Source organism: Devosia sp., from assembly GCF_041917035.1.
In the GTDB taxonomy this organism is placed as follows: domain Bacteria; phylum Pseudomonadota; class Alphaproteobacteria; order Rhizobiales; family Devosiaceae; genus Devosia_A.
The window spans coordinates 1-13,159 of the sequence record NZ_JAYRYM010000100.1 but is presented as its reverse complement, the minus strand read 5'-3'; the positions used below and the strand labels follow the sequence as shown (position 1 = coordinate 13,159).

Annotated in this window: 10 protein-coding genes and 1 pseudogene; 5 read left to right on the top strand and 6 right to left on the bottom strand. The window is 68.1% G+C overall.

What is annotated here, in order from left to right:
- The 5 genes and pseudogenes from ACE3TU_RS11820 to ACE3TU_RS11800 form a co-directional block, all read left to right on the top strand.
- Nucleotides 1-227 (top strand): annotated as a pseudogene (locus ACE3TU_RS11820) (creatininase family protein); the annotation flags it as partial.
- 104 nt (nucleotides 228-331) lie between these two features.
- Nucleotides 332-1,240, top strand: a complete 909-nt coding sequence (locus ACE3TU_RS11815; protein ID WP_374624394.1) for an ABC transporter substrate-binding protein — start codon at nucleotides 332-334, stop codon at nucleotides 1,238-1,240.
- Between the two features lie 210 nt (nucleotides 1,241-1,450).
- Nucleotides 1,451-2,635: an ABC transporter permease gene (locus tag ACE3TU_RS11810; RefSeq protein ID WP_374624392.1), complete on the top strand. Its 1,185-nt coding sequence runs from the start codon at nucleotides 1,451-1,453 to the stop codon at nucleotides 2,633-2,635.
- Nucleotides 2,628-3,563: an ABC transporter ATP-binding protein gene (locus ACE3TU_RS11805; RefSeq protein ID WP_374624390.1), complete on the top strand. Its 936-nt coding sequence runs from the start codon at nucleotides 2,628-2,630 to the stop codon at nucleotides 3,561-3,563. The genes ACE3TU_RS11810 and ACE3TU_RS11805 overlap by 8 nt, the downstream gene beginning before the upstream one ends.
- Nucleotides 3,560-4,303 (top strand): ABC transporter permease, encoded by a 744-nt coding sequence (locus ACE3TU_RS11800; RefSeq protein ID WP_374624388.1) that lies wholly within the window; start codon nucleotides 3,560-3,562, stop codon nucleotides 4,301-4,303. Before ACE3TU_RS11805 ends, ACE3TU_RS11800 begins: the two co-directional genes overlap by 4 nt.
- Nucleotides 4,304-5,111: 808 nt before the next feature.
- Here the strand turns inward: ACE3TU_RS11800 and ACE3TU_RS11795 are convergent.
- The 6 genes from ACE3TU_RS11795 to ACE3TU_RS11770 all read right to left on the bottom strand — a co-directional run bounded on the left by ACE3TU_RS11795 (nucleotide 5,112) and on the right by ACE3TU_RS11770 (nucleotide 12,864).
- Complete coding sequence (locus tag ACE3TU_RS11795) at nucleotides 5,112-6,953, bottom strand: extracellular solute-binding protein (protein WP_374624386.1); 1,842 nt, start codon at nucleotides 6,951-6,953, stop codon at nucleotides 5,112-5,114.
- A 217-nt stretch (nucleotides 6,954-7,170) separates the two neighbouring features.
- On the bottom strand, nucleotides 7,171-8,793 hold the full coding sequence (locus tag ACE3TU_RS11790; protein WP_374624384.1) for an ABC transporter ATP-binding protein: 1,623 nt from the start codon (nucleotides 8,791-8,793) through the stop codon (nucleotides 7,171-7,173).
- Nucleotides 8,793-9,932 (bottom strand): ABC transporter permease, encoded by a 1,140-nt coding sequence (locus ACE3TU_RS11785; protein WP_374624396.1) that lies wholly within the window; start codon nucleotides 9,930-9,932, stop codon nucleotides 8,793-8,795. Before ACE3TU_RS11785 ends, ACE3TU_RS11790 begins: the two co-directional genes overlap by 1 nt.
- A gap of 26 nt (nucleotides 9,933-9,958) precedes the next feature.
- Nucleotides 9,959-11,071, bottom strand: a complete 1,113-nt coding sequence (locus tag ACE3TU_RS11780; protein WP_374624382.1) for a microcin C ABC transporter permease YejB — start codon at nucleotides 11,069-11,071, stop codon at nucleotides 9,959-9,961.
- 81 nt (nucleotides 11,072-11,152) lie between these two features.
- Nucleotides 11,153-12,007, bottom strand: a complete 855-nt coding sequence (locus tag ACE3TU_RS11775) for a sugar phosphate isomerase/epimerase family protein (protein WP_374624380.1) — start codon at nucleotides 12,005-12,007, stop codon at nucleotides 11,153-11,155.
- Nucleotides 12,007-12,864, bottom strand: a complete 858-nt coding sequence (locus ACE3TU_RS11770) for an NAD-dependent epimerase/dehydratase family protein (RefSeq protein WP_374624378.1) — start codon at nucleotides 12,862-12,864, stop codon at nucleotides 12,007-12,009. Before ACE3TU_RS11770 ends, ACE3TU_RS11775 begins: the two co-directional genes overlap by 1 nt.
- Between the last annotated feature and the right edge of the window lie 295 nt (nucleotides 12,865-13,159).

The window sequence follows — 13,159 nt, the reverse complement described above, 5'->3', positions numbered from 1 at the left end:
TCCCCTCGGTGGCGCAACGCGACGAGCAGGCGTACAAGTACCTGAGGCCGACGGGACCGCTCTCCTACGCCTGGATCGCCAGCGACATCAATCCGGCCGGCGTTGCCGGAGAGGCCCACCTGGCGACCGCCGAAAAGGGGCGCGTCAATGCGGAAGTCGCCGTCGACGGCTTCGTTGAACTGCTCCGCGAGGTGGAACGTTATGCTCTACCGGGCACCGACAGCTGAGGGCGGCAGGGAACCGGCCTAGCCATTTGTCGAGGTTTGTGGGTGCCGGGAAAGGTCTAGGGTCGCGCCCCGCTCGGGCGGATGACACAACAGGGAGTGATTTCATGCAGCCCATCAACCTGCTCGGCGCCGTGGCGGCGCTGGCACTGACGGTTTCAACCGCATCCGCCCAGGTCGTCGTCTCCTCCAAGATCGACACCGAAGGCGGGCTGCTCGGCAACATCATCAGCCAGGTCCTGCAGGCCAACGGCATCGCCGTGACCGAGAAGATCCAGCTCGGCGGTACCCCGGTGGTGCGCGAGGCGATCACCGCCGGCCAGATCGACATCTATCCCGAGTATACCGGCAACGCGGCGTTCTTCTTCAACAAGGCCGACGATCCGCTCTGGAACGATGCCGCGAAGGCCTATGCCGAGGCCAAGGCGCTCGACTTCGAGGCCAACAGGATCGTCTGGCTGCAGCCCGCCCCGGCCAACAACACCTGGGCGGTGGCGGTGCGCAAGGACCTCGCCGAGGCCAACAGGCTCGCCACCTTTTCCGAACTCGGCGCCTACATCGCCGGAGGCGGCGAGATCAAGCTGGCGGCCTCGGCCGAATTCGTCTCCTCGCCGGCGGCGCTGCCGAAGTTCCAGGAGGTCTACGGGTTCGTGCTGAAGCCCGAGCAGCTGGTGACGCTGTCGGGTGGCGACACCGCGGCGACGATCGCCGCGGCGGCGCAGCAGACGAGCGGCGTCAATGCCGCCATGGTCTACGGCACCGATGGCGGCATCGCCGCCTCCGGCCTCGTCGTCATGGCCGACGACAAGGGCGTGCAACCGGTCTACGAGCCGGCCCCGATCATCCGCGAAGCGGTGCTGGCCGCCAACCCGCAGATCGAGGGCCTGCTGCAGCCGGTCTTCGCCAAGCTCGACCTCGCCACGCTGCAGGAGCTCAACGGCCGCATCCAGGTCGGCGGCGAGGCGGCCAAGGACGTCGCCATCGACTGGCTGAAGGGCAACGGCCTGCTGAACTAGGCCTGCCGTCCGGCAGAGCGTATTTGGGGTGGGCAGGACGACTGCCCGCCCCTAGTGTTTTGAGATGCTTGAGCACAACCTCTCACCACCCGCGATGTCAGGCCGGCGAAGGCTGGGGGACCTGCTGCCCGGCCGCTGCGGTGGAAAGCGCTCAGGATGGGCCCCGGCCTTCGCCGGGGTGACAGCGCGTCTTGACACGGAGTGCCTTGCGTGAGCGCCGTCGTCGCTGCCGCTCCCCGCCGCCTCGCCCTCGACAGGCTCGGCATCTTGATTGCCGGACTGGCGGTGATCGCGGCCTGCCTGCCGCTGGCGGCGTTCCGCGCCAACCGGATCGTCGCGGCCGAGGGGAAGACGATCCTGTCGGCATTGCCGGGCTGGGAGGCGGGGCTGCTGGTGCTGGTGCTGGCGGCCGGAATCGGGGTGGCGCTGTTCCGGACCGCCGCGCCATGGCGGCTGGCCGCCGGCTTTGCGGTACTGGCGCTGTTGTGCATCGCCGTCGGCCGCGCCGCGACCTACCTGACGCCGGCGGGCGACAAGCTGGCGCGGGTGTCGCCGGGCGCCGGGTTCTGGCTGCTGCTGCTGGCCTTCGCCCTGCTCGCCGCCGACGGCATGTCGCGATTGCGGCTCGGTCCGTGGTGCCGCGTCGCCGCGCTGGCGGGGGTCGCCGCCGGGCTCTCGCTGCTGCTCCTCTGCGGGCTCTGGCGCGACCTGTCGATCCTGCGCGAATACGCCAACCGGGCCGACAGCTTCTGGCGCGAGGCGGCCACCCATGCGGCCCTGGCGCTCGGCTCGCTCGCGGCCGCGACGCTGGCGGGCATCCCGGCCGGTATCGCCTGCCATCGCCACCCCGGGCTGCGCAGCGTGGCGCTGAACGTGCTCAACGCGGTGCAGACCATCCCGTCGATCGCGCTGTTCGGCCTGCTGATCGCGCCGCTCGCCTGGGTCGCGGCCAACGTGCCGGGAGCGGCGGCCCTGGGGGTGTCCGGCATCGGCGCGGCGCCGGCCATGGTGGCGCTGTTCGCCTATTCGCTGCTGCCGGTGGTCGCCAATACCGTGGCCGGGCTCGACGCCGTGCCGGCCGCCGCCGACGAGGCGGCGCGGGGCATGGGGATGACCGACCGGCAGCGCCTCGTGACGGTGCAGCTGCCGCTCGCCTTTCCGGTGATCCTCGCCGGCATCCGCATCGTCCTCGTCCAGAATATCGGCCTTGCCACCGTCGCCGCGCTGATCGGCGGCGGCGGCTTCGGCGTGTTCGTGTTCCAGGGCATCGGGCAGACGGCGATGGACCTGGTGCTGCTGGGCGCCGCGCCGACCGTGGCCCTCGCCTTCGCCGCTGCCGTGGTGCTCGACGCCGCCGTGGAGCTGTCCTCGGGCTGGAGGGGGCGCCGTGATTGAGATCGAAGGCCTGAGCAAGGCGTATTCCGGGCGACGGGTGGTGGACGAGGTGAGCCTCACCGTCGCCGCCGGCGAGATCGCCGCGGTGGTCGGCGCCTCGGGTTCGGGCAAGACCACGCTGCTGCGCATGATCAACCGTCTGATCGAGCCGACCTCGGGCATGGTGCGGATCGACGGCGAGGACACTGCCCGGATCCCTGCGCACCTGCTGCGTCGCCGCATCGGCTACGTCATCCAGGGCCACGGGCTGTTCCCGCACCGGACGGTGGCGCAGAACATCGGCACGGTGCCGGCGCTGCTGGGCTGGGACCGACAGCGTATCGCGCGCCGGGTGGACGACCTGCTGGCGCTGTTCCAACTCGATCCGACGGAGTATCGCGACCGGCTGCCGGCCGAACTCTCCGGCGGCCAGCAGCAGCGCGTCGGGGTGGCCCGGGCGCTGGCGGCCGAACCCCGGCTGCTGCTGATGGACGAGCCGTTCGGGGCGCTCGACCCGATCATCCGCGCCAAGGCGCAGGCCGATCTCCTCGCCATCCAGCAGCGCTTCGGCACGACCATCGTACTGGTCACCCACGACATGGAGGAGGCGATGCAACTGGGCACGCGCATCGCCGTGATGGCCGAGGGGCGGCTCCTGCAATACGCGGCGCCGGCCGAGATCATCACGTCTCCGGCGAACGACTACGTCGCGGAACTGACCGGCGGCGACCGGCCGTTCCGCCTGCTCGCCCTGGGCCGCGTCCGCGATCTGGTCGAGCCCGGTGCGGCGCCGGGACAGCCGATCGCCGCCGACGCGACGCTGCGCGAGGCCTATGCCGAATGCCTGTGGAGCGGCCGAGAGATGCTGCCGGTGGTCGATCCCGCCGGCCGGCCGCTGGGGCGCATCCGGCGCGACGACATCGCGCACCGGGCGGAGAAGCCGCAGTGAGGGCGGGCCTCGCCATCCGACTGGCGGTACTGGCACTGCTCGTCGGCTTCCTCGCCGCGCCGCAGAGCTTCGCGCCGCTGTTCGAGCCGCTGACGCGGAACGGCCAGCCGGCGATCTATACCCAGAATGCGCTGCTCAACCTGACGATCGGCCACCTGGCCATCGTCGCCGTCGCCACGCTGGCCTCGACGCTGGTGGGCGTCGGCCTCGCCATCGTCGTGACGCGCCCGTTCGGCGCCGAGTTCCTGCCCCTCTCCCGCTCGCTCGCCAATGTCGGGCAGACCTTTCCGCCGGTGGCCGTGCTGGCACTGGCCGTGCCGCTGCTCGGCTTCGGCACGGCGCCGACCCTGGTGGCGCTGTTCCTCTACGGGCTGCTGCCGATCTTCGAGAATGCGCTGACCGGGCTGACGACGCTGCCGGCCGCGGTGTCCGAAGCGGCGCGCGGCGTCGGCATGACCGATGCGCAGCGGCTGGGGCAGGTCGAGTTGCCGCTCGCCGCCCCGGTGATCCTCGCCGGCATCCGCCTGTCGGTGGTGATCTCGATCGGCACCGCCACCATCGGCTCGACCGTCGCCGCCGCAACGCTGGGCGAGGTGATCATCGCCGGACTGCTCAGCGGCAACCTCGCCTTCGTCGCGCAAGGGGGGCTGGTCGTTGCCGTGGTCGCGGTGCTGACCCATGACGGGCTCGCGGGGCTCGAGCGGCTGCTGACCCGCCGGACGGGGCAGGGCGCACGCTAGGTGCGGGCGCGGGCGGCCCTCACCCTGCGGGACGCTAGAGGGCGCAAGGGGGCCGACTCAAGGTTGGCGCTCGCCAAGAGGGTAGGCATCCTTTCGACGCCTCAGAAATTCTTGCGACGCTCGCTCGAACTCCCAACTCGCGAAGGTTTGCCCCTTGGACCTGGGCCTGCGCAAAGCCTCGTTCTGATCAACGTAGAAGTAGGGCTTCTTCCGGGCACTATCCTGCCTGGCCGCGAAAGCAACGCTGCCCCCACTGTGGTTGTAGGCGGCAATGTAGATGTCGAACTCCCTCGCACGGTCGCCAGGCATGGGGCGCGCCAGACGATTCTTGCTCGCAAACTCGGTAAGAAGTGACTCAGCGGTAGCGCGATCTAGGTCTTCCACGGTGCCTTTGTTCCTCTCTGGACTCGGCTTGATCCTCCGAGCATCTAGCCAGATAAGGAGCAACCCGATTGGTATCAAAACAAGATATACGTAAGGTGGCATCGTTAAAAGAAGCGACCAAATCGAAGCCATCCAACCGGGATCGCTTGTCTTGGAGACTACGAAGTCTACATCGCTGACCAGCGAGACGAGAGCATGCACGCCCTGTAAGACCGGCAAGAGCAGTGCCCCGGCGCCGAGTGCCGCCCGCCAATGATCGCGCAACCAGCTGCCCAAGACGCTCCTCCTCGGTTGTAGAAGTCTTCACAGCAGAGAGCCACAACACGCTGCAGTCGACAAGCCGCTTGACCCGAACGCCACCACTGATTCGCCCGCCGAGCAAGTATCCAGGAAGGAGAGGCATTTCTGCCCCTCCTAGGTACCCCTAGTTCTTCGCCGCGCCGGTTTTCGCCGCCTTGGCCTCGTCGTACCACCAGGTATGCGGGAAGCCGACCGAGTATTCCGGCAGCTTTTCGGGGTGGCTGAAGCGGTCCCAGCGAGCGATGCGGGCCTTGCGCAGCGAGTAGCTGGGCATGACGTAGTTGTGGGCCAGCAACACACGGTCGAGCGCCTTCGTCGCCGCCTCGAGCGTCGCGCGGTCGTCGGCGAAGATGATCTTGTCGATCAGCGCGTCGACGCCCTTGTCGGCGATGCCGGCATAGTTGCGGCTGTCCTGCTGGGCGGCCGAGGCCGAGCCCCAGAAATCGCGCTGCTCGTTGCCGGGCGAAAGCGACTGCGACCAGCCGGTGTAGATCATGTCGTAGTCACGCGAGCGCACCCGCTCGATATATTGCGGGGAGTCGACGGTGCGGATGCTGACATTCATGCCCAGCCGCTGGAGATTGGTCTGGAAGGCCGTGGCGATGGGCTCGAGGGTCGGGCCGTTGAGCAGGATCTCGAAGGCGACGGGCTGGCCGGCGGCATCGAGCAGCTGGCTGCCCTCGAGCCGATAGCCGGCCGCGGTCAGCGTATCGAGCGCGGTCTTGAGATTGGCGCGGAGCTTGGCCGGATCGCCTCCGACCGGATTGCTGTAGGGCGTGGTGAACACCCGCTCCGGCACCAGCTCGCGAACCGAGTTGAGGATGTCGAGTTCCTCGCCCTCGGGCAGGCCCGAGGAGGCGAGCGGAATGCCGTAGAAGTAGCTGTTGATGCGGTTGTACTGGCCGAAGAAGCGCAGCTTGTCGAGTTCCTCGAAATCGAAGGCATAGAGGAAGGCCTCGCGCAGCGCCTGGTTCTGGAACACCTCGCGCCTGAGGTTGGGCACGAAGCCGACCATGATGCCCGAGGTGCGGTAGGGGTTCTCGAACATCTCCTTGATCACCCGGCCGTCGGTCGCGGCGGGGAAGTCGTAGCCACCCTGCCAGCGCAGCGCCAGGTTCTCGTCCCACCAGTCGAACTCGTCACCCTTGAAGCCCTCGAACTGGGCGGTGGTATCGAGGAAGAACTCGTACTTCACCTGGTCGAAATTGTTCTGCCCGACGGCGAAGCCCTCGTTGGACGCCCAGTAGTCCGGGTTGCGCTGGTAGGTGATCGAGCGCCCCGGGCTGAACTCGGCGAGGACATAGGGGCCCGAGCCCATCGGCTTTTCGAGGGTCGGCTTGCCGATGTCGCGCTTGTTGCCCTTGTCGTCGGTGCCCTCCCACCAGTGCCGGGGCAACACCAGCAATTGCCCCATGATCTTGGGCAATTCTCGGTTGCCGGCCTGGTCGAAGGTGAAGGTCACCTCGCCGGGGGCGCTGACCTCGGCCTTGGTGACGTTGGCGTAGTAGTTGGCCTGGCTGGGATTGAGCGCGATGATCTGGTCGAACGACCACACCACGTCGTCGGCGGTGACCGGCTGGCCGTCGGCCCACCGGGCGCGCGGGTTCATCCGGAAGGTGACCGACGAGAAGTCGTCGGGAAAGCTCGAGGCCTCGGCGAGGGCGCCGTACTCGGTCGAGACCTCGTCCTCGGAATTGGTGGTGAGCGTCTCGTAGACGAGGCCCAGCCCCGAGGCGGGCTCGCCTTCCGGCAGGATCGGGTTGAAGGTATCGAAGCCGCCCATGTCGCTGAGCCGCACCACGCCACCCTTGGGCGCATCGGGATTGACGTAGTCGAAATGCGCGAAGCCCGGCGGGTACTTGGGTTCGCCGACCAGCGAGGTGGCGTGGTGCCAGACCCGTTCCTGGGCGAGGGCGGGCGAAAGAGCGGCAAGCGCAGTGAGGGCAAGGGCGGCGATCAGCTTCATGTGGACCTCCAGGCGGGGGATGTGTCTGAGCTTAGGGGGGATTTCACCGGGTGACGAGATGCGAGAACCGGCGGGATGCACCCCTCATCCGTCTCGCTTCGCGAGCCACCTTCTCCCGCAAGGGGAGAAGGGACCCCCGACTGAGATCTCAAGGTAGTCGTCCTTCTCCCCTTGCGGGAGAAGGCGCCCGCAGGGCGGATGAGGGGGGCCATGGCGCTCACGTCACCTCCTCCACCGTGCGCGCCTCGAAGGCGGCGGCGAGCAGGGCGCGGGTGTAGGGCGTGGCGGGATGGGCGAAGATATCGGCGGCCGGGCCGGCTTCGACCACCTTGCCGTCCTTCATCACCACGATCTGGTTGGCCAGCGCGCGGACGACGCGCAGGTCGTGCGAGATGAAGACGTAGGTGAGGCCCCGACGCGCCTGCACGGCGCGGAGCAGGTCGACGACCTGCGCCTGCACGCTCATGTCGAGGGCCGAGGTCGGTTCGTCGAGAACGATCAGGCTCGGTTCCAGCACCAGCGCGCGGGCGAGCGCGATGCGCTGGCGCTGGCCGCCGGAGAACTCGTGCGGATAGCGCTGGCCTTCCGCCGGATCGAGTCCCACCTCGGAGAGCGCCTGCGCCACGCGGGCGTCGCGCTCGCGCGGCGTCAGCTGGCGCTGGTGCACGCCGAGCCCCTCGGCGATCACCTCGGCCACCGACATGCGCGGCGACAGCGACCCGTAGGGATCCTGGAAGACGATCTGCAGGTCGCGGCGCAGCGGCCGCATGGCGCGCCAGGAAAGCCCGTCGATCGGCCGGCCGAGATAGGCGATGCGACCCTCGGAACCGACGAGGCGCAGCAGGGCGCGGCCGAGCGTGGTCTTGCCGGAGCCGGACTCCCCGACCACCCCGAGCGTCTCGCCGCGCCGCACCGCCAGCGTGACGCCGTCGACCGCCTTGATGTGGCGCACGACGCGGCGGAACAGACCCCGCTTCACCGGGAACCAGACCTTGAGGTCCTGCGCCTCGATGACGGTCGGGGCCGTCGGATCCGCCGGTGGCGGGGCGCCGCTCGGCTCGGCGGCGAGCAGGGCCTGCGTATAGGGATGACGCGGACTGGCCAGCAGGTCGGCGGTCGGGCCGTGCTCGACGATGCGGCCCTCGGTCATCACGTGCGTGACGTCGGCCATGCGGCGGACGACGCCCAGATCGTGGGTGATGAACAGGATGGCCATGCCGCGCCGGCGCTGCAGCGCCTTGAGCAGCTCGAGAATCTGCGCCTGCACGGTGACGTCGAGGGCGGTGGTCGGCTCGTCGGCGATCAGCAGTTCCGGCTCGTTGGCGAGAGCCATGGCGATCATCACCCGCTGGCGCTGGCCGCCCGACAGCTGGTGCGGGAAATCGGCGAGCCGGTTCTCGGGGTCGGGGATGCCCACTTCGCCGAGCAGTTCGACGGTGCGCTTGCGCGCCGCGGCGCGACCGAGGCCGCGATGCAGGAACAGCGATTCCGAGATCTGCCGCTCCACCGTGTGCAACGGGTTGAGCGAACTCATCGGCTCCTGAAAGATCATCGAGATGGCGTTGCCCCGCACGCCGCGCAGCCGCGGAGCGTCTGCCACCAGCAGGTCCTCGCCCTTGAACAGCACGCGGCCCGACGGATGCGAGGCGGGCGGATAATCCAGCAGCCTGAGGATCGAGAGCGCGGTGACCGACTTGCCCGAGCCGCTCTGGCCGACCAGCGCCACCGTCCGGCCCTTCTCGATATCGAAGGACACGCCGCGCACGGCCTTGATCACCCGCTGGCCGAGGCGGAAATCGACCGCGAGGTCCTCGACACGGAGCAGGGGGAGCTCGTCCATCAGCTGAACACCCGGCGCGGATCGAACGCATCGCGCACGGCCTCGCCGATGAACACGAGCAGGATCAGGATCATCGACAGCACCACGAAGCTGGTGATCCCCAGCCAGGGGGCGAACAGGTACTCCTTGCCCTGGCTCAGCAGCTCGCCCAGCGACGGCGAGCCGGTGGGCAGCCCGAAGCCGAGGAAGTCGAGCGCGGTCAGCGTGGTCACCGAGCCCGAGACGATGAACGGGGTGAAGGTGAGGGTCGCCACCATGGCGTTGGGCAACATGTGCCTGAGCATGATCTGGACGCTCGAGACGCCGAGCGCACGCGCCGCCGCGACATACTCGAAGTTGCGGGCGCGCAGGAACTCGGCACGCACGATGCCGACCAGCGCCGTCCAGGAGAACAGCAGCAGGATGAGCAGCAGCACCCAGAAGCTCGGCACGATGACGCTGGAAATGATCAGCAGCAGGTAGAGCTGCGGGATCGAGCCGTAGATATCGAGCAGGCGCTGGCCGATGAGATCGACCCAGCCGCCGAAATAGCCCTGCACCGCTCCCGCCGCGATGCCGATGATCGAGGAGAGGCCGGACAGGATCAGCCCGAACAGGACCGAGATGCGGAAGCCGTAGAGCAGCCGCGCGAGCACGTCGCGTCCCTGATCGTCCGTGCCCAGCCAGTGCCAGTTGCCCAGCGTGCAGGAGGGATCGGCGACGCCCTGCGGATAACGGCCGCAGCGCTGTTCGGGCGTCTGCAGCCAGGAGGGCGGGGAGGGGACCGCGCCGGTCAGCGATTCATCGGCGGTGCGGTAGGAATAGCGGACCGGCGGCCAGAGCATCCAGCCATTGGCGCTGATTTCGTCGAGGATGAACGGGTCGCGGTAGTTGGTCTCGGCAAAAAAACCGCCGAACCGGGTCTCGGGGTAGGCGAACACCACCGGTACAAGGAGTTCCCCCTTGTAGACGGCGAGCAGCGGCCGGTCGTTGGCGACCAGCTCCGAGAGCAGCGTGAGCGCGAACAGCGCGAGAAAGATCCACAGCGACCACACCCCGCGCCGGTTCGACCTGAAGACATCGAGGCGGCGCTGGTTGATCGGCGACAGCAGCGGCGCCGAGCGGGGTGCGTCGGCGGGCGCGAAGGCGAGGAGCGGCATGCCGGGAGCCGAGGCGAAGGCGTGCATCAGACCTCCCGGTGCTCGAAGTCGATGCGCGGATCGATCCACATGTACATGAGGTCCGAGATCAGCGCGAGGACGAGCCCGACGAGCGAGAAGATGTAGAGGGTGGCAAAGATCACCGAATAGTCGCGGTTGATCAGCGACTGGTAGCCCAGATAGCCCAGCCCATCGAGCGAGAAGATGGTCTCGATCAGCAGCGAGCCGCCGAAGAAGATGCCGACGAAGGCGGCCGGAAAGCCGGCGATCACCAGCATCATGGCGTTGCGGAACACATGCCGGTAGAGCACCTGCCGGTCGGTCAGCCCCTTGGCGCGGGCCACCATGACGTACTGCTTGCGGATCTCGTCGATGAACGAGTTCTTGACCAGCATGGTGAGGGTGGCGAAGGCGCCGGCGGCCATGGCGGCGATCGGCAGCGCGATGTGCCACAGGTAGTCGAGGACCTGCTGGTACCAGGGCAGGCTGGCCCAGTTCTCCGACACCAGTCCGCGCAAGGGGAAGATGTCGAGGAAATTGCCGCCGGCGAACAGCACGATGAGCAGCACGGCGATGAGGAAGTCGGGCAGCGAATAGCCGACGATGATGACGGTGGAGGTCCACAGGTCGAACTTCTGGCCGTCGCGGATCGCCTTGGCGATGCCGAGCGGGATCGAGATGCCGTAGCCGATCAGCGTCATCCACAGCCCGAGCGTGATCGACACCGGCAACTTTTCGGCGATCAGCTGCAGCACCGGCACGTCGCGCGAGTAGGAGTTGCCGAAATCGAAGCGGATGTAGTTCCACAGCATCAGCCCGAAGCGCTCGAGGATCGGCTTGTCGAAGCCGTACTGCTTCTCGATGCGGGCGATGATGTCGGGCCTGAGCCCCTGGGCGCCGCGATAGCTGGTCTTGACCTCCGACCGGTCGTCGCCTTGGACGACGTTCTGGCCGGCGAAATCGCCGTCGGCATTGCCGCCGATCGCCGAGGATACGGCCAGCGACTGCCCGCTGATCCGGGCGATGTAGTTCTCCACCGGTCCGCCAGGGGCGAGCTGGGTGACGAAGAAGGAAACGGTCATGATCCCGAACAGGGTCGGGATCATCAGCAGCAGGCGGCGGAGAATGTAGGCGCCCACCAAAGGCTCCGGCGAGGGGGATCGGTATAGCTACGGAGCAGTGTGCCCCGATTGTGACAAATCACCAAAGGTTGAACTTAGTCATCCCCGGTTGACGAAGCCGATGCCGACCGCGTCGCCGACCGCGAAGACACGGTCGCGGGCCACGGCATAGGCGGGACCTTCGAGATGCTCGAGCATCAGCGGCACCTGGCGCGGCAGGCGGGCGAGCTCGCCGAGATAGGTGCGATAGTCGAGCACCCCCTCGCCGATCTGCACCTCGTCGAGGTGCAGCGCCGCCTGGTGGCGCAGCACGATGTCCTTGGCGTGGCAGGAAACGACATGGCCCCCCAGCTTGTCGAAGCACTCGCGGATCAGCGCGCCGTTGTCGAAGTAGACACGCGGCGTCATGATCAGGTTCACCGGGTCGAAATGGGCGCCGAACATCGGCCGGTCGACGGCACGGATCAGCTCGACATAGCTGTCGACGCTGTCGGGGACCGAGTACTGCATCATCTCGAGCGCGAACTTCGCCCGCTTCGGCTTCACCGTGTCGAGGAGGTAGCGCACCGTCTCGACGCAGGCCTCGAAGCACTCCGGCCCCATGTTCTCGGCGGCCGGGGCATAGTCCGTGCCGGCCTTGAACGAGCCGATGTAGCTGACCGCGCAGCACGCGCCGACGGCATCGGCAACGGCAAGCTTGTCCGCCGCGAAGGTGAGGTTGGCCCGGCGGGTCGCCGCGTCGGGGGTGACGAGGTTGCGCCAGATGCCGACCTCGGCCGGCATCACGTTTTCGGCCGCGAAGGCCGCCTCGAACGCGGCGAGGCCGGCGCTGTCGGCGGCCGTCAGCGTCGCGGGGACGTAGGCCGCGCCGTAGCCGAAGGCGCGGTGCGCCCGCGCCAGGGCCACGGGGTCGTCGCCGGCCGTTGCGAGGCCGTGTCCGCCCAGCCGGATCATCAGACGTGGTTCCGCCAACTGTGCTGCGGCTCGTAGCCGAGCAGGCGCCGCGCCTTGTCGATCGAGAGCAGCGTACGGTTCTCGCCGAGCGGCGTCCTGTGCGGCACGGTCGGGAAGATTTCCGCCATCAGTTCGGCATTGGGCCGGCGCATGACGGTGTCGGCATTGGCGATGATGAAGGCCTCGAAGCCGGTGAACTGCGCCTCGATGCCGCGCCGCACCGCCTGGGCCCCGTCGCGCGCATCGATATAGCCCCACAGGTTCCACTTGCGCAGCCGGGCATCGGCATCGAAGGCGGGGAAGGCCTTGTAGTCCTCGACATCCATGACGTTGGAGAACCGCAGCCCGACCATCTTGAGGGCCGAATCCCAGCGGCAGTACTGCGCCGCCATGGTCTCGTCGAGCAGCTTGCCGAGCGAATAGGCCGTCTCGGGGCGGGGGAAGTACTCCTCGTCGACCGGGGCATAGGGCGGCGGGGTGTCGAAGGGCAGGCCGAGCACGGTTTCGCTGGAGGCGAAGACGACATTCCTGATGCCGGCGAGGCGGCAGGCCTCGAAGACATTGTAGGTGGCCGGCACGTTGTTCCTCAGCGTGCGGCTGTTGGCGAACTGCCCCGGCGCCGGGATGGCGGCGAGGTGGACGACCGCGTCGAAGCCGCCCCGGTGCTCGTCGACGCCGCCCAGGATGGCTTCCGCCACCTGGCCGAAATCGCCGAGGTCGACCCGCACGGTCGGGCAGACGGCGTCGCGCGGCAGCACCTGGTCGAGGTTGAGAACGCGGTATCCGTGCTGCACCAGATCGCCGAGAACCGCCCGGCCCAGCTTGCCGCTGCCACCGGTGACGAGAACGTTCCGCATCTGCCGCCTCCCTGGAAATCTCCCGCGGACCCTAGCAATGCGGACCGACAAGGGGAATGGGCCGCGTCGTCGCCGGCGGTGAATGCCGGCTGAACGGCAAAGTCACTGCCGGTTCAAGGCGGTAGCGCTAGGGTCCAGTCAGCGTCACGGAGGCTCCGGCCTCCACGGGGAAGACGAAAGGAACCCAACGCGGTCGCCGACCGCACATCAGGAGACTGGACATGAACAAGCTCGCGCTTGCCGCTCTCGCGGCCATATCGCTCACTGCCGTTTCAACCCTTCCCGCATCGTCCCA

Bases quoted from the DNA above. Each gene is read 5' to 3' on its own strand.
- ACE3TU_RS11815 (WP_374624394.1), top strand. From the start codon at position 332: ATGCAGCCCATCAACCTGCTCGGCGCCGTGGCGGCGCTGGCACTGACG.
- ACE3TU_RS11795 (WP_374624386.1), bottom strand. From the start codon at position 6,953: ATGAAGCTGATCGCCGCCCTTGCCCTCACTGCGCTTGCCGCTCTTTCG.
- ACE3TU_RS11790 (WP_374624384.1), bottom strand. From the start codon at position 8,793: ATGGACGAGCTCCCCCTGCTCCGTGTCGAGGACCTCGCGGTCGATTTC.
- ACE3TU_RS11785 (WP_374624396.1), bottom strand. From the start codon at position 9,932: ATGCCGCTCCTCGCCTTCGCGCCCGCCGACGCACCCCGCTCGGCGCCG.
- ACE3TU_RS11775 (WP_374624380.1), bottom strand. From the start codon at position 12,007: ATGATCCGGCTGGGCGGACACGGCCTCGCAACGGCCGGCGACGACCCC.
- ACE3TU_RS11770 (WP_374624378.1), bottom strand. From the start codon at position 12,864: ATGCGGAACGTTCTCGTCACCGGTGGCAGCGGCAAGCTGGGCCGGGCG.